25 protein-coding genes are annotated in these 18,882 nt (G+C 43.5%); 7 read left to right on the top strand and 18 right to left on the bottom strand.

Annotated features, from left to right (window positions below):
• Positions 1 to 2: 2 nt before the first annotated feature.
• Complete coding sequence (locus FD975_RS02585) at positions 3 to 1,340, bottom strand: heterodisulfide reductase-related iron-sulfur binding cluster (RefSeq protein WP_215302875.1); 1,338 nt, start codon at positions 1,338 to 1,340, stop codon at positions 3 to 5.
• 422 nt (positions 1,341 to 1,762) lie between these two features.
• On the opposite strand from FD975_RS02585, the gene FD975_RS02580 reads away from it, so the two are divergent.
• A complete protein-coding gene (locus tag FD975_RS02580) occupies positions 1,763 to 2,200 on the top strand; it encodes a rubrerythrin family protein (protein WP_114652135.1) in 438 nt (145 codons plus the stop codon).
• Between the two features lie 57 nt (positions 2,201 to 2,257).
• Here FD975_RS02580 and FD975_RS02575 read toward each other — a convergent pair whose 3' ends face one another.
• Positions 2,258 to 2,866 carry a glutathione S-transferase gene (locus FD975_RS02575; protein ID WP_215302873.1) on the bottom strand — a complete coding sequence of 203 codons (609 nt, stop codon included), beginning with the start codon at positions 2,864 to 2,866 and terminating at the stop codon, positions 2,258 to 2,260.
• A 90-nt stretch (positions 2,867 to 2,956) separates the two neighbouring features.
• On the opposite strand from FD975_RS02575, the gene FD975_RS02570 reads away from it, so the two are divergent.
• Positions 2,957 to 3,337, top strand: coding sequence for a hypothetical protein (locus FD975_RS02570; protein WP_215302871.1), 381 nt, complete (start codon positions 2,957 to 2,959; stop codon positions 3,335 to 3,337).
• A gap of 29 nt (positions 3,338 to 3,366) precedes the next feature.
• Here the strand turns inward: FD975_RS02570 and FD975_RS02565 are convergent, their stop codons facing one another.
• The 3 genes from FD975_RS02565 to fabI are packed head-to-tail and all read right to left on the bottom strand — an operon-like array spanning position 3,367 to position 6,767.
• Positions 3,367 to 4,560: an acetate/propionate family kinase gene (locus FD975_RS02565; protein WP_215302870.1), complete on the bottom strand. Its 1,194-nt coding sequence runs from the start codon at positions 4,558 to 4,560 to the stop codon at positions 3,367 to 3,369.
• A 28-nt stretch (positions 4,561 to 4,588) separates the two neighbouring features.
• Complete coding sequence (locus FD975_RS02560) at positions 4,589 to 5,998, bottom strand: bifunctional enoyl-CoA hydratase/phosphate acetyltransferase (protein ID WP_215302868.1); 1,410 nt, start codon at positions 5,996 to 5,998, stop codon at positions 4,589 to 4,591.
• Positions 5,999 to 6,008: 10 nt separating this feature from the next.
• Complete coding sequence (fabI, locus tag FD975_RS02555) at positions 6,009 to 6,767, bottom strand: enoyl-ACP reductase FabI (RefSeq protein ID WP_215303770.1); 759 nt, start codon at positions 6,765 to 6,767, stop codon at positions 6,009 to 6,011.
• A 228-nt stretch (positions 6,768 to 6,995) separates the two neighbouring features.
• Here fabI and FD975_RS02550 point away from each other — a divergent pair, with 228 nt between their 5' ends.
• Positions 6,996 to 7,304 (top strand): hypothetical protein, encoded by a 309-nt coding sequence (locus FD975_RS02550; RefSeq protein WP_215302866.1) that lies wholly within the window; start codon positions 6,996 to 6,998, stop codon positions 7,302 to 7,304.
• Here the strand turns inward: FD975_RS02550 and FD975_RS02545 are convergent.
• Both FD975_RS02545 and FD975_RS02540 read right to left on the bottom strand, forming a co-directional pair.
• On the bottom strand, positions 7,297 to 8,415 hold the full coding sequence (locus FD975_RS02545) for an ion transporter (RefSeq protein WP_215302864.1): 1,119 nt from the start codon (positions 8,413 to 8,415) through the stop codon (positions 7,297 to 7,299). The genes FD975_RS02550 and FD975_RS02545 overlap by 8 nt on opposite strands.
• 118 nt (positions 8,416 to 8,533) lie before the next feature.
• A complete protein-coding gene (locus FD975_RS02540) occupies positions 8,534 to 9,103 on the bottom strand; it encodes a hypothetical protein (protein ID WP_215302863.1) in 570 nt (189 codons plus the stop codon).
• A gap of 110 nt (positions 9,104 to 9,213) precedes the next feature.
• Here FD975_RS02540 and FD975_RS02535 point away from each other — a divergent pair, with 110 nt between their 5' ends.
• On the top strand, positions 9,214 to 9,567 hold the full coding sequence (locus FD975_RS02535) for a hypothetical protein (RefSeq protein ID WP_215302861.1): 354 nt from the start codon (positions 9,214 to 9,216) through the stop codon (positions 9,565 to 9,567).
• 18 nt (positions 9,568 to 9,585) lie between these two features.
• Here the strand turns inward: FD975_RS02535 and FD975_RS02530 are convergent, their stop codons facing one another.
• The 7 genes from FD975_RS02530 to FD975_RS02500 all read right to left on the bottom strand — a co-directional run bounded on the left by FD975_RS02530 (position 9,586) and on the right by FD975_RS02500 (position 13,991).
• Positions 9,586 to 10,134, bottom strand: coding sequence for a hypothetical protein (locus FD975_RS02530; RefSeq protein ID WP_215302859.1), 549 nt, complete (start codon positions 10,132 to 10,134; stop codon positions 9,586 to 9,588).
• Positions 10,131 to 11,330, bottom strand: coding sequence for a hypothetical protein (locus FD975_RS02525; protein WP_215302857.1), 1,200 nt, complete (start codon positions 11,328 to 11,330; stop codon positions 10,131 to 10,133). Before FD975_RS02525 ends, FD975_RS02530 begins: the two co-directional genes overlap by 4 nt.
• Positions 11,331 to 11,407: 77 nt before the next feature.
• A complete protein-coding gene (locus FD975_RS02520; protein WP_215302856.1) occupies positions 11,408 to 11,767 on the bottom strand; it encodes a hypothetical protein in 360 nt (119 codons plus the stop codon).
• Between the two features lie 37 nt (positions 11,768 to 11,804).
• Positions 11,805 to 12,710: an AAA family ATPase gene (locus FD975_RS02515; RefSeq protein WP_215302854.1), complete on the bottom strand. Its 906-nt coding sequence runs from the start codon at positions 12,708 to 12,710 to the stop codon at positions 11,805 to 11,807.
• Positions 12,711 to 12,735: 25 nt separating this feature from the next.
• On the bottom strand, positions 12,736 to 13,152 hold the full coding sequence (locus FD975_RS02510; RefSeq protein WP_215302852.1) for a polymer-forming cytoskeletal protein: 417 nt from the start codon (positions 13,150 to 13,152) through the stop codon (positions 12,736 to 12,738).
• A 9-nt stretch (positions 13,153 to 13,161) separates the two neighbouring features.
• A complete protein-coding gene (locus FD975_RS02505; protein ID WP_215302850.1) occupies positions 13,162 to 13,632 on the bottom strand; it encodes a polymer-forming cytoskeletal protein in 471 nt (156 codons plus the stop codon).
• A gap of 20 nt (positions 13,633 to 13,652) precedes the next feature.
• Positions 13,653 to 13,991 (bottom strand): polymer-forming cytoskeletal protein, encoded by a 339-nt coding sequence (locus FD975_RS02500; RefSeq protein ID WP_215302848.1) that lies wholly within the window; start codon positions 13,989 to 13,991, stop codon positions 13,653 to 13,655.
• A 128-nt stretch (positions 13,992 to 14,119) separates the two neighbouring features.
• Between FD975_RS02500 and FD975_RS02495 the strand changes: the two genes are divergently transcribed.
• On the top strand, positions 14,120 to 14,554 hold the full coding sequence (locus FD975_RS02495) for a surface-adhesin E family protein (RefSeq protein ID WP_215302846.1): 435 nt from the start codon (positions 14,120 to 14,122) through the stop codon (positions 14,552 to 14,554).
• Between the two features lie 24 nt (positions 14,555 to 14,578).
• Here FD975_RS02495 and FD975_RS02490 read toward each other — a convergent pair whose 3' ends face one another.
• Complete coding sequence (locus FD975_RS02490; RefSeq protein ID WP_215302844.1) at positions 14,579 to 14,947, bottom strand: hypothetical protein; 369 nt, start codon at positions 14,945 to 14,947, stop codon at positions 14,579 to 14,581.
• 107 nt (positions 14,948 to 15,054) lie between these two features.
• Here FD975_RS02490 and FD975_RS02485 point away from each other — a divergent pair, with 107 nt between their 5' ends.
• Together FD975_RS02485 and FD975_RS02480 are read left to right on the top strand one after the other, a co-directional pair.
• Complete coding sequence (locus FD975_RS02485; RefSeq protein ID WP_215302842.1) at positions 15,055 to 15,990, top strand: M23 family metallopeptidase; 936 nt, start codon at positions 15,055 to 15,057, stop codon at positions 15,988 to 15,990.
• Between the two features lie 103 nt (positions 15,991 to 16,093).
• Positions 16,094 to 16,654 carry a hypothetical protein gene (locus FD975_RS02480; protein WP_215302840.1) on the top strand — a complete coding sequence of 187 codons (561 nt, stop codon included), beginning with the start codon at positions 16,094 to 16,096 and terminating at the stop codon, positions 16,652 to 16,654.
• Here the strand turns inward: FD975_RS02480 and FD975_RS02475 are convergent.
• The 3 genes from FD975_RS02475 to FD975_RS02465 all read right to left on the bottom strand — a co-directional run bounded on the left by FD975_RS02475 (position 16,651) and on the right by FD975_RS02465 (position 18,878).
• Positions 16,651 to 17,784, bottom strand: coding sequence for a flagellar biosynthesis protein FlhB (locus tag FD975_RS02475; protein WP_215302839.1), 1,134 nt, complete (start codon positions 17,782 to 17,784; stop codon positions 16,651 to 16,653). The genes FD975_RS02480 and FD975_RS02475 overlap by 4 nt on opposite strands.
• Before the next feature lie 66 nt (positions 17,785 to 17,850).
• Positions 17,851 to 18,444, bottom strand: a complete 594-nt coding sequence (locus FD975_RS02470) for a tetratricopeptide repeat protein (RefSeq protein ID WP_215302837.1) — start codon at positions 18,442 to 18,444, stop codon at positions 17,851 to 17,853.
• Between the two features lie 26 nt (positions 18,445 to 18,470).
• A complete protein-coding gene (locus tag FD975_RS02465; RefSeq protein ID WP_215302835.1) occupies positions 18,471 to 18,878 on the bottom strand; it encodes a hypothetical protein in 408 nt (135 codons plus the stop codon).
• Positions 18,879 to 18,882: the final 4 nt, after the last annotated feature.

The following is an 18,882-nucleotide window of genomic DNA, read 5'->3' as shown; positions in this document are numbered from 1 at the left end:
AATTAAAGACCGTATGCCTTAGCAAGCAGGGTTAAAGGGTGAGCCATTTCTGATTTAGGCAATCCCAACTCCTCCATGCCCTGCTCAATATGATGACCAGCAAGTTGGCAGTCAGAGCTAATGTAGTTAGGCTCTTCTTCAGCCATTCTTCTAAACACAGGCTTACCAATCTTCATAGCTGTTTCATGAAACTCTTTCTTTACACCCCAAGTACCCGAGTGTCCTGAGCAACGCTCAACCACATTGACCTCAGTTCCAGGAACTAACTTAAGAGTTTCTGCAGTTTTTTGACCCACGTTTTGTACGCGTGAGTGACAAGCCATGTGATAGCTGACATGGCCTAACTCTTTACTGAAGTCTTTCTTTAAGAGTCCATCGGAATTACGAGCCATGAAGTACTCAAACGGATCCCACATAGCATCTTTCACCAATTGCGTATCAGCACAATCTGGGAACATGAGTGGCAATTCCTGTTTGAACATCAAAGTGCAGGATGGGATTGGGGTCAAGATGGCATAACCTTCGCGCGCCAGCTTTGCCAACTTTGGAATATTTTTTTCCTTGTTTTCAGCAACAGATTCCAAATCACCTAACTCCAGCTTTGGCATGCCACAACAGGCTTCCTTATCTACCAACTCATAAGGAATAGCATTGTGTTTCAGAATCTTAATCAGATCTTGCCCAATACCTGGCTCGTTGTAATTGATATAGCAAGTGGCATAAATAGCAACTTTTCCAGGCGTCTTGGCACCATCTACGACAGGCAGATCTTCAGATTTTTGGGCTAGTTGCGGGAATGTCTTCGGCGCGTATTCAGGGATCCAAGCATTCTTATCTACTCCTAAGGCACCCTCCATCACCAAGCGCGCAAGGCCGGTACTGTTCACTGCATTGACAGCTTGAGTCACGATCGGAATGCCAGCAAAGTGTCCGAGCTTATCTGTAGAGGATAAAAGTTTGTCGCGGAAAGTAGCCTTGTCATCTTTAAAGTTAACAGCCTTAGCACGCAGCATGAGATGAGGGAAGTCAATATTCCAAGGATGTGGTGGGACATAAGGACACTTAGTCATGTAGCACACATCGCAGAGGTAGCATTGATCAACTACCTTTTGGTAATCCGCCTTATCGACCTGCTCCATCTCCAGATCTTCAGTGGCATCAACTAAATCAAAAAGAGTTGGAAACGATCCACAGAGACTGACGCAACGACGGCAACCATGGCAAAGATCAAAAACGCGCTCCATCTCGGCTTCTAAATCAGCCTTGTCGTAAAACTTTGGATTTTGCCAATCCAAAGGATGTCTGGTTGGGGCCTCTAAACTACCTTCGCGAGTTGTCATATCTGTCCTCTTGTGTTTCTACAGTTGTAGCGTGCAAATCGAATGATCCACAGTTTAGGGCGGGACCAACCGATAGTAAAATTGTATTAATTAACAATATTCATAGTAATTAACTAAATAGATAGAAAAGTTAGCAATACAATCTTTTTATAGTAAAAAAAACGATAGTAATAACTAACTTAACCAAATATTTACCCCTTTCTTGGCCTGTAGAACTCGCGCAGCACGCCCCAAAGCGCTAATCTATCGTTATATTTTATTAATTGATATTTGCTTATCAGTTGTTTTTAGCTATCAAGTCAATACAAAAATATGATTATTCAAATCCGTAGATTTGGTCATAATCACTCCCAGGTGAACTTTATTGAGCTAGTAATTTAGCAAATCACCCAATTTCAACTAACTGTTTTTAGGAGTCAATCATGGCTAAATCCGTAAAAGGTACAAAGACTGAAGAGTCTTTGAAGGAAGCGTTTGCTGGTGAATCACAAGCAAATCGTCGTTATTTGTATTTCGCGAACCAAGCTGATATCGCTGGTGCAAACGATGTTGCAGCAGTTTTCCGCTCAACAGCTGAAGGCGAAACAGGTCATGCCCATGGTCACATGGAATACCTAATCGAAGGCGGCGCAGGCGAGCCAGGTACTGGTATGCCAGCTAAGACAGTTGCAGAAGCTTTGCAAGCAGCTATTGCTGGTGAAACACATGAGTACACAGATATGTACCCAGGTATGGCTAAAACAGCACGCGATGAAGGCTTTGACGAAATCGCTGACTGGTTTGAAACATTGGCGAAGGCCGAGCGTAGCCACGCTAACAAATTTACTAAGACTTTAGAAGCTCATTTGGCAAACGCTTAATAGCGCAGTCATTTATTTGAAACCCCCGAATGAAAGTTCGGGGGTTTTTTTATTAAATCATTCCACCCAAGTTGGATGCTTATCCATCACTGCATTAAAAAGAGGGTTTTCAAGCAAGTGGAGGAGCCATTGCTTCAGGTGCGGGACGGGTAGGCTTTCAAAAACCTTCGTATCGACCATAGAAAACTGCCTGACAAATGGAAAAATGGCAATATCAACCCAACTGATATGATCGCCCATTAAATAGGCTTCCCTTGCTAAGGCAGTCTCCATAGGTTTAAGCATCATTTCTTGTAATTGCTTAAGCACCTCTGTCTGCTTCAATTCAGGATATCGATTAGGGTATTTATATTGATCCAATAAAGTCTTAAACGGACCATCATTTTTCTCAACCCACTCCTGGGCAATGGATTTATCAAATCGAAGCCAGCCATCTGGGTCTGATTGTGCAAGCGCCCAATGAATGATGTCTAGACTCTGCTCAAGTACTCGTCCGTCGATACACAAGACCGGAACAGTTCCTTTGGGCGATAAGAGCAATAAAGACCGAGGTTTATTTCTTAGGCTAATTTCTCTATGTTCGTATTCAACGCCCGCATACTTCAACGCCATACGAGCCCTCATTGCATAGGGACATCTTCGATAGGAATACAGGACGATAGTCATTTTCTAAAGTATTAGTCCAAGCAGTTAATGATGACTTTTAATTCAAGAAAAAGTAAAATGGATTTAAGTTGATAAGTATCGGATAAAACTATGACCCCAATTGAAAAAGAACGTTATACAGAATGCATTCACAGGGCCAAAATTTTGGGGAATGCTAGCGAACTTTACCTTAAAGCGGCTAAAGTAATCGAAGCTGGGGCCTCTGAAGACGAACGTTATCGCCATATTAAATCTGCAAAAGACCTTATTCAAGACGCATTTCCTGAGGTATTTGAAGTGCGTCACCCTGCGCCTAAGTTCGTTATCAAGGAAGAACGGGACTATAAGGTTCTCAAAATCCTTGGATTAGCCGCACTGGTCATTGGAATTTGCTTGGCATTTGTTTTTCTTGGGCCAACTGGAGATCTCAGCAAAACCTGGACTGCTGACGATGTTGCAAAATCTACCGCATACCCAAAGCAACCTAACTAAAGCTCTACACCAATGCGTCATACTTTCCGCTAACTTACCTCTAATTCAAGTAGCGTTTGCGCGTCACGGGCAGCAACCATGCCTTCGTCGGTTGGCACAACCCAAACCTCAACTAAGCTGTCATCTGCGCTGATTCTAGAAATCTGATCCTTAACCGCATTCTGGTTAAGCGCATGATCTAGCTTGATCCCTAACCAGGATAGTTTATCAATTACGTCTTGGCGAAGCTGTGAATCATGCTCCCCTATGCCACCGCTAAAACCGATAACATCCAAACCACCTAGACAAGCAATCATTGCACCAGCTTCACGAACTACTCTATAGGTGAATAATTCAATCGCAGCTTTCGCCAATGGCTCTGGACTGGATCTCAACTTACGCATATCAGCAGAGATACCAGACACGCCAAGTAAGCCGCTTTTCTTATAAAGCAACTGCTCTAGTTGATTATGAGAGTACCCCTTCTCCAAGAGATATAAAATCACACCGGCGTCTAATGAGCCAGCCCTTGTTCCCATCATCAAACCATCCAAGGCAGAAAATCCCATGGTAGTTGCTATGCTTTTACCAGTCTTAGCTGCACACAAACTTGCACCATTACCGAGGTGAGCCATCAATACTCTCCCCCTTGCCCTACTGGAATAATCTAACAAGGAACCCATGATGTATTGGTATGAGAGGCCATGAAAGCCATACCTCTTCACGCCTAAGGCGGTAATTTCCGTTGGCAATGCAAAGGCAGATGCTGTCTCAGAAATCGTCTGATGGTATGCAGTATCAAAACACAGCACTTGCGGAATATCCGGAAATGCTCTTGCAAATGCACTCACTCCCTCTAGGTTATGGGGCTGATGCAGAGGTGCGAGGGAATTCAACTGGCATAAATCATTGAGAATTGCATCAGTAGCAATGATGCTGTGGGTATATAACAAACCACCATGCACGATACGATGCGCAATAGCATCGATCTTTGGAATATTAGGCAAAGAAATAATGAGTTTCTTTAACTTCTCCAATGCAGATGTAAATGGATCTTCTGGTGTGCTCGACAATGGCAATGATGTAGCTTCACCGCCAAAACCATAATGTAGAACTGGTGAACCATTCGGCTCCAAGCCCTCAAAATTACCCACTAAAATCGAGGACTTAACAACGCCCTTTTCAACCGGATAAATAGCAAACTTTAAGGTTGATGAACCTGCATTTACAGAAAGAATTGCCATCTCAGTGCTTTATCGTACTTAGAAAAAATTAGTCGATTTGGCGATGCGCATGAGCCACCAATAAACCCAGTAAAGCAGATGCCACCCTAGTCCGAGGGCCATCAGCTCGACTTGTTAATGCCACCGGAATTCGAGCACCTAAAACTAAACCGGCACCACTAGCCCCAGCAAAATACTCTAACTGTTTCGCCAACATGTTTCCAGACTCCAAGTCAGGGACATTCAAAATATCTGCATCACCCGCTACAGGAGAATCGATTCCTTTGATTTGGGCTGCATGCAATGAGATTGCATTATCAAATGCCAGTGGGCCATCCAAGATACCCCCCTTAATTTGTCCACGTTGAGCCATCTTGCAAAGTGCTGCAGCCTCAATCGTAGAGGGAATGTCAGGATTCACCGTCTCCACCGCAGACAAGATAGCCACTTTCGGATTTGGCACACCCATGATGACGCTAAAGTCGATTGCATTTTGAATAATGTCGACTTTTTCCATCAGTGTCGGATGAATATTGAGTGCAGCATCAGTCACTAATAATGGTTTGCTATACATGGGAATGTCAAAACGAAATACGTGCGACATTCTTCTGCCTGTTCTGAGCTGAGGGCAGGCCAATATGGCATGCAATAACTCATCCGTATGCAGGCTACCCTTCATCATCATTTCCACCTTACGATCCACAGCCATCTCTGCCGCCTTCTGTGCCGCTGCATGACTATGAGGAACATCGATGAGCTCGTATGGCGTTATATCAATCGATGAGGCATGCGCGATCGCTTGAATTTTCTTGGCCGGACCGATCAAAATAGGTTTAATAAGTCCCGCAGCCGCTGAATCAACAGCGCCCATCAGGGACTCTGTGTCGCATGGGTGAACAACGGCACAAAATACTGGCTCAAGGTGATAGGCTCTTTCTAGTAGCGCATGAAACCTAGCTTCGGGATCAAAAATCTGAATCTGTGGAGCGCTTAATCTAGGGCGAGATATTTTTTGTGTCGGAGCAATAATGCGAGCCGTGCCATACAAAACTTTTTCGCCATTTTGGTTGTGGACCACACAATCGAGCTCAACACGTTTTTTCAAGTCATCTTTAGAGCTCACGGTAGCAACCACAACCAAGGTATCACCAATGCGAACTGGTCGTGAAAAATGTAGGTCCTGCTCCAGGTAAATGGTTCCAGGACCGGGAAACTTGGTTCCCAGTAAAGCAGATATTAACGCCCCACCCCACATACCATGTGCAATAACGCCATGAAACATCGTGTCGTTAGCATACTCATTATCGAGATGCGCTGGGTTCGTATCCCCTGAGACGGCAGCAAATGCCTGAATATCCTCAAGCGTTAAAGTGCGTAATAAGCGTGCACTTTGGCCAATGCTAAGCTCGTCATAGGTAATGTTCTCAATCAGCACATTCTCTTCTGTCTTGGAATTCATTGCATTTCCTTTAAGCGACGGCATGGCAACCACCATCTACGTAGATAGTTTGGCCAGTCATGCCTGAAGCTCCATCAGAACATAAAAATGTAGATAAGCTGGCAATCTCCTCAAGTCGAACTGGCCTTCCCAGTGGAGATTTCTGAGATGCGGTGCGCATAAGCTCATCAAAATGATCAATACCCGAAGCTGCGCGCGTTGCTATGGGCCCGGGCGAAACTGCATGCACTCGAATTTTTTGCGCCCCCAATTCCACAGCCATGTATCTAACCAATGATTCTAGCGCCGCCTTTACCGGCCCCATCAGACCATAATGGGGTACCGCTTCATCAGCACCCAAGTAACTCATTGTTAAAAGAGCACCGCCGGAGGGCATATGTGGGGCACATAACTTTGCAAGCGTGGCAAAGGAATGGCAGGAAACCTCCATTGCTCTGGAAAATCCAATACTAGAACTATCAATCACACGTCCGTGAAGATCTTCAAGCGGTGCCCATGCAATAGAGTGAATTACAAAATCAAAATGGCCCAACTTTTTAATAGCGTTATTCACCAGAATCTCTAGTGCACCCGGATCCTCCACGTTACACGCTTCAAGCTGAATATTCTCAGCAATGGTCAGAGGCTCAACATACTTCCGCGCCTTTTCATTTTGACAGGTAACAATAAGCTCAGCACCCATCTGTTTGGCCATGAGCGCACATCCCCAAGCGATACTTTGATCGTTTGCCACCCCAAGAATGAGGCCTTTTTTTCCACTTAAATTCAACATTTGATTCATTCTTTAATCCGGATACCTAACCATAACATGAAGCCAAAGCGCATCTTCAAGCACCCTATAAGCAAACACGTATCGTAGTCATTGGATTATAAGTGGCAAATAGGCTCAAATCTGAGGCTCACCCAGGGTCTCTAGATATAATGAAGGCTCAAACCCCAATCATTACCGCCTTAAGGAAAATCCTAGTTAAAAGCATTAATTAACTATTTAAATTACATGAGCCAAATAGATAAGCCTTATCTTGATAATGAGTTTGAAACTGTGGTTCATCAACTGAACCAAGAAATTGATCGATTGGCGTTTGCACTAAAGCTTGATCTCTCGAATCATGTATACCTGCACCAATTTTTGATTCAAGAGATTGATCATGAACACGATCATTTTCATAAGCGCGAAACACTAAAGGGTCTGATTACTCTAAGAGGAAAAATCAGCCTTGAGTTGACAGCATCTGGTCAACCAGACTTACCGAGTCCGGTTGACGAAGCCATCTATCAATTCTTACGAGTCAATCAATCTAGTTAGATTTTTTTATCAAAACCCAAATCTGACGCTCTAGCTCAGTTGAGCAATTTGGATCATTCAGCATCATCTCAATATCTTGAAACTGCTTGCTCAGTGAAAATACCTTCAGGTGACTAATCTGCTGCCGATATTTTTCTAGCACAATCTCTGGATCCATATCATCAGGAAGTACGCCAGTAGCATTAATCAGCTCACTTTTTACCTTATCAGTAATGCGATCTACGTCCTCTAGAGACAAGTGCAATCTTTCAGCCTCAGCCTCCAGAGCAAGACGATCACTCGGAGATAGTCTGCCCTTGGCGATGGCGTCTCTAAACTCATTTTCAAATGCTTCACGATCAATTCGAAGTTGATCGGTAAATGCTGAAGCCATCAAACCGGCAGGAATAGCAAAAATTCCGATCCCAATGAGGCTGATGACAACGGTCATTGCTTTGCCCATGGGGGTAATTGGAGTTAAATCGCCATAACCTACGCTTGCCAATGTAATAACGGCCCAATACATCGCATCAGGAATAGTGTTGAACTTATCTGGCTGAGCTGCATGCTCAAACTCATAACCCAAGCTTGCAGTCAATATGACCAGCAAAATCATCATGAAAGCTGCTGCGAACAATACGCGACGCTCTCGATAAATTGCCTTGTACATCGTATTGAGAGTACCCGTATAGCGCGTTAACTTCAGGAGTCGCGATAGTCTAAATACTCGCAAGAAGCGCAAATCAAAAGCTTCATGAAATGCAAGTCCTACATAGAACGGCAGCACTGCGACCAAATCAATCAAGGCCCCAATTGTAAACATGTACTTCAATCTACCAATAAAGGGCTGACGATATTTCTCTAGCTCACAACAAGAATAGACTCGACCAATGTATTCAAGGGAAAAGATGATGACGGTAACAATTTCAATTGAATAAAATTCCCAACGAAAAGGGTTATGTATCCAAGATACAGTTTCTAAAATAATGGACACCACCGACAGTAAGACGGATATAACAATCACATGATCAATAATGTGATGAAGTTCACCTGAGCTTGGAGTTGGATTGAGGAGTGAATATACTTTTTGACGAAAAGTCCGCCCTTTATTTCTTAGGATAAAGGTATGCACAGCATGAAAAAAGTATGCCGGATAATTGAGCTTTTTTATAGTGTGCTTATTGAAATTCAAAGTTTTACCCAAATTCTTTTGTGGAAGTGTCTAGAAATTGGCTCGTACTAAAGCCAATCTACGACTCAATTGCGCCAACAACTGCCTGCGCTTCAGCAAACTTCATCTCAAGTGCGAGTCGCTTGAAGCTTGGCTGACTAGAGTAGGTCTTCGATAAAAAATAAATTAACTCTCGGTCTGTTTTTCCATACCGATGCTCTTTTAGTAACTCTCTGAGAGCCCAAATTAAATGGAGTGAGTTTCTCTCGCTCTCCCGCATGGCATTATCACTCTCGTCTACTGGCTCCACTAATGCATCTAAACTCAAACTCTGAGCAAAGGATGCGAGCTCAGCAGGAAATGGCCACTTTTGAATATGATATGCCCAGTACAAAAAACGCTTGAAGTCGACGCGCATATTTTGAGCTGAAAAATTTTGGATCCATGCATGCTCGGTTAAGAGATCGAGCTTTAACTTAAATTCAGGATAGGCATCACCAAAATTAGCTCGCTCGAAGTGCAGCTCTCCAGCGGCATCCCTCACTGGAAATTTAATTTTCTTAGGATTAATTCCCTGAATCAGGGCGGCAGCCTGCCATGTATAAACATAGGGCCTAGAAACCCAGTAATCCCAATCAATATCGACCATAGATACCTTTAAAAAATATGTATACACCTAACTTAGCATGCAAGAATTATCCTTAGTTTATAAAAGATTCTGTTACATTTAGTAAATATAAACTAGCAAAATTCAATCATATGAAAATCATCCAATTTTTTTCTGGCTTGCTAATGCTTCTCGCATCCCAGGCCGCCTTTTCCAGCATGACTGTTTCAAACTTTGAGAATAAATCGAAAACTCAATCTGTGGACACTTATGTACTAGGGCTTGCCAGCGGACTCAATGCTGCAAATAATGCATTGGCATCCAATGAAAGTACCCCTTTGTTCTGCTTCCCACCCTTTTTGAAGCTGAGCATAGCAAATTACAAAGAAATTATCACTCTAGGTATTAAAGATGTATCTACCAACAAACTAGAGAGGAAATCTCTCGATATTGATCCAATTCTGCTGAAAAAGTTAATTGAACTTTATCCTTGTGGATATAACTAGAGTTTTAAGTTTTATTGGTCAGACCTGAATTACCTCCCAGGCCCCGTTTAACTTGGCATGGAATGGTTCGTGATATTGATAAAACTGAATTTCACCAAATCGGTTGTTGTCCTCAAGAATTTGATTAGATAATTCAGCAATACTGGATGCTTGCCAGTTAAAGTCTGGCTGCTCCACCCAAGCCCGAATACCTGGCTCTCGCTTAATGAAGTGGTCCATAGAGCCAATCATCTTGGTGATGTCCTCACCGTATGTGACGATTGCTCTTAAATAATTGCTAGTGTCAGCAAGTGCAAGCTGCACAACGATATAAGGCAAGGCAAATGCCAAGGCCTTATGTTTTCTGACATTACGAAAATAAACTTGCTTAGTGATATCCCACTGCTTATCAGTGCTATCGAGAGAATAGTCAAAAATCCAATTTTTACTGTAAAAGAAAATGCACTGCCGACCTACAATTTCTTTACTTATGGTCTTAACGTGGGTTTGCTCTCTCAGCAATCGCAACTGCTCGTAAGGCTGCAGTTTGACTACAGGCGCCCCATTGAGGTCAGACGATGAGCTCATTCTTGCTTTCTAAATGGCTCAATCACCAATTCAGCGTTATCGCCTAAGTCTCTATTAATACGGTAAATTGTGTTTTGATCGTAGATGAAAAAATATTTTCGTAAAAAGGGATCAGCTAAAACAATTTTCTTAAAATTACCTTCGCTCAGAGTATTCACGAGATCTATAGTTTTTTGCTGATCACCCTTTAGGGCGGAGTTTGCTGCGGACTCCTGAATGCGGGCTAATAATTCTGCCTTCGAGCTTGATCCCTCATAAAACGCAGGACAGCACTGAATTACTCCCTTGGGTCGGACGCCTGCCCAAGTGAAATCATCGTTTCCATATTTAAAGTTCGAGGCAGTAATCACGATCTTCTGCTTATTACCAACTCCATTCCATGTGCCAATCCACAACTCATTAATGGGGAGAGTAGACGATTTTGTAGCGGCCTCAGCAGGCACCTGCTCGGCTGGGGGGCTAGGATTTGCTGGAATACTATTGGCGACTACTTGATCAGTATTCGATGGAGGGGCGGGGCTAACGACCACTACCACTTCTTCTTTTACGCTCTGCGTATTTGCGTAATATAGTCCGCCCACAACAAGGGCAATCAATACCAAACCAAGAAGAAAAATAATTCGACGACGCCTCTCAGATTCGGACGTCTCCACTTGATGAGGTGGCGGGCTAATTGGGCTCGCATCTTTAATACCAACCTCAACTGACTTCATAGAGCTGAAGTTGGGTTGCGAATTCTCCGGATGATGAATTGCCTTTGGGGAATCAACTCGATTAGCTCTACCATTTGCAGTCTCAAGCCCGTGCGCGAAAAGGAGTGCATCTGCTACATTGGCGAACAAACTCTTCTGACAGATTAACTGATCTAAAACTGTATTTTTCTCGATGCCATATTTTTCTACTAAATACAGCTTATATGGGTCGTTACCAAGATCCTTTGGTCCAGAATATATTGGTCTCATAGGCGCCTTGCCCGGACTAAACAAGACTCCAAACAAGATCAACAAGACCCCAATCAACCATTTCAACTGGTCCAAATGATGCAATTGATCTTGCAAAAATTGACTTGGACTAGATCCACTCTGAAAAGTATCTCCGGATAAGATTGAAGCGGCAATTAAGAGCGCCCCACTGAAGATTGCAATAAGCTTCAGAATAATTTCAAGGGATCGGGATTTTTGTGAAACATCTAACATCTATATTCTTTCAGAAGCTCTGGAAACCTCTCAACCTTCTTTTACAAATCAGAAGGTAGAAAAATTAAATTACCCTATTAAGATGAGCGCGTCGGTGTAGCAGCCCTTAGTCCATCGTCAGCCGGCTTTTCAGCAAGCTCCTCTGTCTCAGCAGGAGAACTGGTCTCCTCAGTAGATTCCGGAGCCTCTGCCTCTTCAAGTGATTTAGCTTCTTTTTCTAACACTACCTTAACAAAGGTATCGGTAGAGCCAAAGTTATCCACCCAACGAAAATTTTCATGAAATTGCTCTAAGGGTAAGAAGCGAAGGTTGGAGTCACTGAGGTTTTTATATTCAACGTAGCTTACTCCCAAAGCATTTGGAGGATAAAGCTGCTTAACGGCAACCCTCACCCCATTTGTATCCTCAAAAATATCGTTTCGCTTCGGATCAGTCATCACAATTTTTGCTTTTAAGAATTATGGTTAAGAGCACTCATTCAGAGCGACGCAAAAATGCTGGAATAAATCGACCACCCTTCACGACCCCAGGGGTTGATTCAGGCGGAGTTTCTTGGGGAGCGTCAGTCGCTGGCTTTGCGGCATAGCCCCCATAAATACCCAACTCACGCGCACGTACACGATAGTCATCCAATACGCTAACTTTCTTAACGATTTCGCGATTTAACGAGGTTCCCGATAAAGATAAAGTTTTCTTGATAGTCCTGCGTTCTTCAATTTTCTTAGCTAGGAACTTTCCAAAATTCGAAAAGTTTTCCGCAACCTTCTGATCGGAGCAGACACAAAGAAAATCCTCATATACATAGGCATCTAAATCTGGTGTCTGATGAATTGGTGGAGTGATGTAGCAGTTCATTAAGAACTCTAAATTGGTAAATGAGCCCAATGAGGCATAGCCAGGAACGACCTTGCTAGGAGCTACCAAAATGAATTGCTTATTAGCTGCTAAGCGCGCCATACGTTTTTGAGCGTACTCCAAAATAAAAATTTCGGTACTAGCCATCTCAAATTTAGCGCTAGAGCTCGGCACAATCACAATATCAAAATCCAGCATGAACTCATCAGACAGTGTGGGGTGCCATGTCAAATCAGAAATACTCACCTGCACTCCTGCCGAATATTTTCTGACTGCAGCGCGTGAGCTCAGCAATGCAATTCCGGAGTTCTCGTAATTGATTTCTGCACAGTGAACCCGAATGCCAACATCGGGTGCTTTTTTGGTCCAACGAGAAGATGAGGCCTGTCTATCGAAATCGATTAGAGAAACCTCAATACCCTGCTGCATAGCGAGATAAGCGGCTAGGTTCGCGGCAATCGTGCTTTTACCTACCCCACCTTTTTGGTTGGTCACCAGTATCTTAATAGCTTCATGATTTTGCATATTCATTTTTTACGCTATTTAAAATTTAAGTATTGTCTAAACCAACATTGGGTAAAAGATTGGCATCAGCGATCTTAGAAAGCTTGCCACTCAATCTAGCACCATGCTCAATTCCAATTTGGGCATATACGATATCGCCATGCACGTCAGCGCCACTATGCAACTCAACACGCTCTGAGGCATGCACATTGCCCTCCACGCGCCCTGCAACCAACACGCGTACACCAAATATATTGCCCTGTACTAAACCCGTTTTACCAAGCGCAATACAAACATCAGCGCCATACTTCGTCTCAACATCGCCAATGATTGTGCCGTCAATCCGCAAACTCTTGGTGGCGACAATCTTTCCGAAAATTTCTAAATCGGGGCCGATGATGGATCCAAAAGTTTCCCTTGATGGATCCAGCAGTCTGATTGCATGACTTTGTTTAAAGGCCATGTCACATTACTAGTTCTTGATGAACTTTCCAGACACCTTGCCACCGCGCTGAATATGAATGTATTTGTAACTAATCGTTCCATCAACATGCGCAAGGGGTCCAACATTCAGATCTTCGCAATTAACTTCGCCTTTCAGCTGCCCTTTAATCACTAGCTGATCAGAATTTAATTCCCCATCAACTTGACCGCTAGCATCGATCAACACAGACTTTGCGGTAATTTTTCCACGCACAGTACCAGCAATATTCAAAACACCATCCGAAGTAATCGTGCCTTCAAAAGTAAAACCTTCGCTAATGATGGATGGCTTAGAAATACCAGGACGACTTGAAGCCTCGTTGCGCACAGCCTCATAGCTTGATGTTGAAACGACTACTGACTCTTCAACTGCAGCGGCTTCAGAATAAGTCTCAACTTGCTCATCAGCAATTTTGTCTTCACTGTTATCGGGTGTTGAATTTTTAGAAAAAATAGACATCGTGATTTAGCTCAAAAAGATTAGGAATGTGGATTGAGATTATGTAGGTCGCCATGTAAATGGCCGCCTTTTTCGATTTCAATTTCGGAGTAATGAATAGATCCAGTTACTTTTCCAGTGGAGCGAATAATTAGGCTACGTGTTGAGGATACAAACTCATTCGCTTCGCCACGGATATCAATAGACTCTCCGGAGAGTTTTCCATGCACGACACCAGTTGCCTCGATGAGGATTTGCTTGGCAGTCAATTCACCTTCTACTACTCCAGAAATGGAAGCAATATCGGGAACCTCAAAATTTCCTTTGAGAACCACGCCCTCGCCAACAAATAAACAACCTAGTTGATTTACTTCAGCCATACTTAGCACTCCTTAGCGCGCATTATCATTAATAAAGATTTAGGCAATTCTATCAGCTGAACGCTACTTTTGGGCTTTAAAATGCACTATTTGCTAATAAATTCATTATTTCTAACTCGATTATATAAATGCCAGTAATTCTCAAAAAATCAGTATTTATTTGCTTAACGGTTTTTTTAATAAATCCACTTAATCCGTTGTGGGCAAAGTGGGTTTTTATCTCCAATGACAACGTCGGCAACGCCTATTACTACGAAGACACCAAGACTGTCAGGGATAGCGCAGCCAGTGAGGTCAGCACTTGGCAGCTTATTAGCTACAACGAAGCGTTGACCGCGCCCAATGGCGCCCTAACGCAGTCAGTAATTCAAGATATATCGTATTTTTGTAAAACCGGTTACGAGAGCTATAAACAGTTTTACATAGGGTATTACTCCGGATCCGGTGGATCCGGCGTCAGCGTCGAACAACTCGATACCTCGGGCTCACAATGGGACAGGGTCATTCCAGATACGATGAGCTATGTGCTCTATCAATTTTTTTGCGTCCCCCCAAACCCATAAAAAAGCCACCACTTAGTCTGCAACTTACTGTTTCACATCCGATCCCTGCTCAGTTTTGCCAGAATCGCTCGCAGATGGCTTCGCAAAGTAACTCATTGGGAAGGTGGACTCAGTGCCGTAAGGCCCTTTAATCCAGATTTGGTCGTTATACCGAACATAGCAACTGCGAGTCACAGACCCCAATGAATTAACGGAATACGAGAAGTACCAATTAGGCTCTATCCGCCCATTTTCAGCAGTACAAGGCTCAGTGGTAATGTACAAAACATCACCATGTGCGGGCATTTGACCAATAATGGCGGCACCGCCTTGGACTGCAACCAGGCAAAGGGCAGAAAATATCCAAAACTTGAATGCAAGAATCTGCTTTTGAGAGCGTTTTAAAGTGATCACAGGCCTGTATTTGCGGTTAAAATTGGGGGTGGTTCAAGAATTATAAGTCTAAAAATTAAACACGCTGGACATTTAGTCCAGATAAATCAAATACTTATACTTGGTATATGCAACTATTTTGGGTATCAGGCTCTACCGGAGCCATAAAGCAGATCAACATTACTAAAGAGCGTCTTGTTCGTTTAGCGATGATTGTTTGCGGCTCATTTTTGTTGCTCGGTATTTTGATTTTTTCAACCGGTATCCATATTGCCCTGGAAGTGAACCCCGACTTTGCTAGGGAAGTGAGCGGGGTCGTGACCGTCAAAGAACGAATGGCTTTGGATCAACGATATACAAAACAACTGAAAAGTATTCAGGATCAACTCGCAACAGCCTCCCTACACTTTAATGAATTGAAGTCTATTAAAGACCGCTACCTAGCTATTTCGACACCCTATACCGTAAAGAATAAATTCGTCGAGCCATCAAATTTGGGTGGCCCACTAAAGCCTTTGAGCTTCAAATTTGAGCCCACTAAGTCGCTAGCAGAAAACCTAGAGGAGTCAGTTAGCAAGGCTACCGAAATGGCAGAGATTTTTACCAAGCTAGAGCCTGAATGGGAAAAGCAATACCAATGGCTGCGTACCTTGCCGATTGGGCCTCCGATAGATGCTAGATTGGGTATGACTAGTAATTTTGGTGTGCGGGTAGATCCGTTTACAAAGCAATTAGCTCAGCACTCTGGAATTGATTTCGTAACCCCTTCTGGCACGCCTATTGTTGCCGCTGGAGACGGTGTTGTTCTCAAAGCTGGGGTTGACCCGGCATATGGAAAATTTATTGAGATAGCGCATGGCGAAGGCTTTGTTTCAAAGTACGCTCACAACAGCAAACTCCACGTTCAGCCTGGCCAGAAGATTCTTCGTGGACAGCTCATTGCCGAATCAGGATCTACAGGTCGCTCAACGGGGCCTCACCTACACTATGAGATTCATCAAAACAAAAACTATCTCAACCCCGCAAAAATCTTAGTGTATGCACCACCAAGTGCTTACTGGTAAAGCATTTAAATCTAACAATGCTTAATACCGAAGAATCAAGATCGGGTATAGTAATTCCAGTGGTAGCTGTTTAATTCTCGCTTCATTTAGAAAGCTTATAGCCATGCGTTTACCTTCACTCAAATTATGGATAATTTGCGCCCTAGCAGTTCTTGCATCTGCATGCGGAAAAAATGAAGATCAAGTGAAGACCGAGATTTGGCTTCCTGACACCAAGGTTGTGAAACTCCCTATGGAAGAGTACGCAACAATCCCATTCAATACGACTCGGGAAGAGGCTAAGGATAAATTTGCTTGTACCGCTTATGAACTATCTTTTAGCTGCAAAATTAAGGTTGATGGTAAAGAAGAGGCAATCTGGCTGATTTATAACGAGGCTGGTCGTCTAGTGCTCATGAAAAAAGAGCTGGGCTATTTCAATAAGGATGTAGCCGATACTATCATCGAGCGCTTCACCATCAAATACGGCCTTGACTACACCCCCTCAGAAGGGCAAGAGAGCGCATTTGCCGCTGGTATTCGTAAATCAAAAACCTATATTTTTGGTGGCGGTCAAGTCGCCTTTCAAATTGGTCGCAGCTTAAATAACCGCAATGAGCTCATGTTGGTTTACTACTTCCCAGAGGATGTCGGAACCACATTTGCTAAGAGCGTAATGAATTAAAGCAATGCTTTTCCTGGCTTAAGTACTTCGGGTATGAAGCTGACTTCGGGTATTTCACCCTCTACCCCTCCAGACTCTTTCACCTCATAAGCCCACGCCAATATTTTGGCAATTGCCTCAAATAAAGACATGGGTATTGCTTCACCAATTTCTAGCTGACTGTATAGGTAGCGAGCAAGCGGTGGAATTTGTGCAATAGGCACATCGTGCTCGCGCGCCACTTCCTGAATTCGTAAGGCAATTTGATCGGCCCCTTTTGCAATCACAATCGGTGCAGCCATTTTTTCGATATCGTAACGTAGTGCGACTGAGTAATGCTCTGGGTTAGCTAAAACAACATCAGCACGCTCGATAGCGGCCATCATGCGTGATGAAGCAATTTGTCTTTGCCGTTGACGTAAACGCTGCTTAATCTCTGGAGAGCCTTCTGATTCTTTCATCTCCTGCTTCATTTCTTCTGGGCTCATCCGGATTTGCTTACGGAAATTAAACCACTGCATCCACGCATCCCCTACGGCAATCAATAGCAGAGGAACCATAAGCAATAAGAAGCCATTGAGAATGAAATAGCTTGTATGCAATAGCGCAGAATCAAAATCTTGACTAACAATCGTGCGAATGTAAACAAACAGTCCGACCAAATACGTAATACCAATACCCAAAACAAGCGCTGTCTTTAAGATATTTTTAATTAATTCAGTCAGTGCATTTAGAGAAACCATTCGGCCAAGACCGGCGATAAAGTCTAGCCTGCCCATATCAAACTTCGGGGCAAAATAAGCACGAAAATTCACCAGAGAAAGTGGCGCCAATATACCCACCAACCAGACAGGCAAAAAAACCAAAGACAGTAAACCGAGCACAACGAGTAAAGGGCCATTAAGCCATTCCTGAATGTGATCTAGCAACTTGATTGGTTCAGCAAAAACAAAACTGGATTTAGTCATCAGCACCAGTTGCTGAAGCAAAAGAGGACCAATAGCAATTAAAAAGATAATAAAAACGGTTAGCAAAGCAAAGGTGGCGATATCCCTTGATTGCGGTAGTTGACCTTGTTCTCGAGCGCGTATGATTCTCCGCTCACTCGGTTCTAACTCTCTTTCCTGGGAACTATCACCAGATTCAGCCACCACACACTCCGTCTAGGCACTCAATGAAGTTTGAGGATAAACGATTTAGATTTGAATCCAGAAAGCTTATGGCAAGGTCTTTTTGATTTCCTGAATCATTCGATCAGCGCTAGCTAGCTCATCCGGGGATAGTCTGGCCTTGATAGCCTTCATTTCAGAGGCTGCAGCAGGGTTTCCGCTCTTATTGGACAGCGTCATCCAGACATAGGCTTTTACCAAATCTACAGGGGCCTGCTTTCCAGATTCATAGAAATGGGCTATGTTGTACTGCCCCACGGGGCTTCCCGCCAGCGCTGCCTTTTGAAACCAAAGAAAGGCCATTTCCTGACCATTTTCCAGGCTGGCGCTAGCCTGATAACGCACCCCCAACTCCAGCATCGCTTGGATATTGCCTTGTTCTGCAGCGCGATTAAGCCAGACCCAGCCCTGCTCTATATTTTTGGGCGTTCCAATGCCTTGTAGATACATCTGAGATAAATCATATTGGGCTTGGTTATCGCCTGCTTGAGATAAGCGCTCAAAAATCTGAAATGCTTTGGTGTATTCACCAGCCTCATAAGCAGAACGGGCTCGCTGGTAATCAGAGCAGGCCAGCAAAAAGGCGCTGACCAATAACAACAATGGCAAACGAATGATCGAATGCCATTGAATATTGCTCATCTCTAAGCCCTAGATCTCTCTATGAACTACTTTTTAGCAGGCGGCAGCTTATCTTTGGTTGGGGCCGCTTTTGGCTCCTCGACGTCCTCTGGATCCTCATCAGGATTGCCATCAGCATTCTTATTGATATTTAGGGCTGGTAACTGGGGTTCTACGCGATAACTCGCGCCCAAATCTCCGCCAATCATGCGCGCATATAAACCAAAGTAACGTCGTGTCAAATCTGGATAGTAAGGTGAACTAGCCAAATATCCCTTACTACGAATACATGCGGCATTATTGATACTACCCTCACAACTTGCAACCGCTGAGAGTCTACCAACTTCAAACTGCTCTCCAAGAACAAAGAAAAAGATCAGTAGGACCAATGGAAAAATAAATAATAAGAGCATTTTTTTAAGCAATCTCACCAGCAGCTCAATTTTTTCTTTCATGACC

The sequence above is a fragment of the Polynucleobacter sp. AP-Jannik-300A-C4 genome (assembly GCF_018688335.1).
Taxonomy (GTDB): domain Bacteria; phylum Pseudomonadota; class Gammaproteobacteria; order Burkholderiales; family Burkholderiaceae; genus Polynucleobacter.
This window is presented reverse-complemented; position numbering and strand designations above follow the sequence as displayed.

Bases quoted from the DNA above. Each gene is read 5' to 3' on its own strand.
- FD975_RS02485 (WP_215302842.1), top strand. From the start codon at position 15,055: ATGCAACTATTTTGGGTATCAGGCTCTACCGGAGCCATAAAGCAGATC.
- FD975_RS02505 (WP_215302850.1), bottom strand. From the start codon at position 13,632: ATGTCTATTTTTTCTAAAAATTCAACACCCGATAACAGTGAAGACAAA.
- FD975_RS02525 (WP_215302857.1), bottom strand. From the start codon at position 11,330: ATGTTAGATGTTTCACAAAAATCCCGATCCCTTGAAATTATTCTGAAG.
- FD975_RS02500 (WP_215302848.1), bottom strand. From the start codon at position 13,991: ATGGCTGAAGTAAATCAACTAGGTTGTTTATTTGTTGGCGAGGGCGTG.
- FD975_RS02510 (WP_215302852.1), bottom strand. From the start codon at position 13,152: ATGGCCTTTAAACAAAGTCATGCAATCAGACTGCTGGATCCATCAAGG.
- FD975_RS02465 (WP_215302835.1), bottom strand. From the start codon at position 18,878: ATGAAAGAAAAAATTGAGCTGCTGGTGAGATTGCTTAAAAAAATGCTC.
- FD975_RS02570 (WP_215302871.1), top strand. From the start codon at position 2,957: ATGACCCCAATTGAAAAAGAACGTTATACAGAATGCATTCACAGGGCC.
- FD975_RS02560 (WP_215302868.1), bottom strand. From the start codon at position 5,998: ATGAATTCCAAGACAGAAGAGAATGTGCTGATTGAGAACATTACCTAT.
- FD975_RS02550 (WP_215302866.1), top strand. From the start codon at position 6,996: ATGAGCCAAATAGATAAGCCTTATCTTGATAATGAGTTTGAAACTGTG.
- FD975_RS02515 (WP_215302854.1), bottom strand. From the start codon at position 12,710: ATGCAAAATCATGAAGCTATTAAGATACTGGTGACCAACCAAAAAGGT.
- FD975_RS02520 (WP_215302856.1), bottom strand. From the start codon at position 11,767: ATGACTGATCCGAAGCGAAACGATATTTTTGAGGATACAAATGGGGTG.
- FD975_RS02535 (WP_215302861.1), top strand. From the start codon at position 9,214: ATGAAAATCATCCAATTTTTTTCTGGCTTGCTAATGCTTCTCGCATCC.
- FD975_RS02530 (WP_215302859.1), bottom strand. From the start codon at position 10,134: ATGAGCTCATCGTCTGACCTCAATGGGGCGCCTGTAGTCAAACTGCAG.
- FD975_RS02495 (WP_215302846.1), top strand. From the start codon at position 14,120: ATGCCAGTAATTCTCAAAAAATCAGTATTTATTTGCTTAACGGTTTTT.
- FD975_RS02540 (WP_215302863.1), bottom strand. From the start codon at position 9,103: ATGGTCGATATTGATTGGGATTACTGGGTTTCTAGGCCCTATGTTTAT.
- FD975_RS02470 (WP_215302837.1), bottom strand. From the start codon at position 18,444: ATGAGCAATATTCAATGGCATTCGATCATTCGTTTGCCATTGTTGTTA.
- FD975_RS02580 (WP_114652135.1), top strand. From the start codon at position 1,763: ATGGCTAAATCCGTAAAAGGTACAAAGACTGAAGAGTCTTTGAAGGAA.
- FD975_RS02565 (WP_215302870.1), bottom strand. From the start codon at position 4,560: ATGGCAATTCTTTCTGTAAATGCAGGTTCATCAACCTTAAAGTTTGCT.
- FD975_RS02585 (WP_215302875.1), bottom strand. From the start codon at position 1,340: ATGACAACTCGCGAAGGTAGTTTAGAGGCCCCAACCAGACATCCTTTG.
- FD975_RS02480 (WP_215302840.1), top strand. From the start codon at position 16,094: ATGCGTTTACCTTCACTCAAATTATGGATAATTTGCGCCCTAGCAGTT.
- FD975_RS02575 (WP_215302873.1), bottom strand. From the start codon at position 2,866: ATGACTATCGTCCTGTATTCCTATCGAAGATGTCCCTATGCAATGAGG.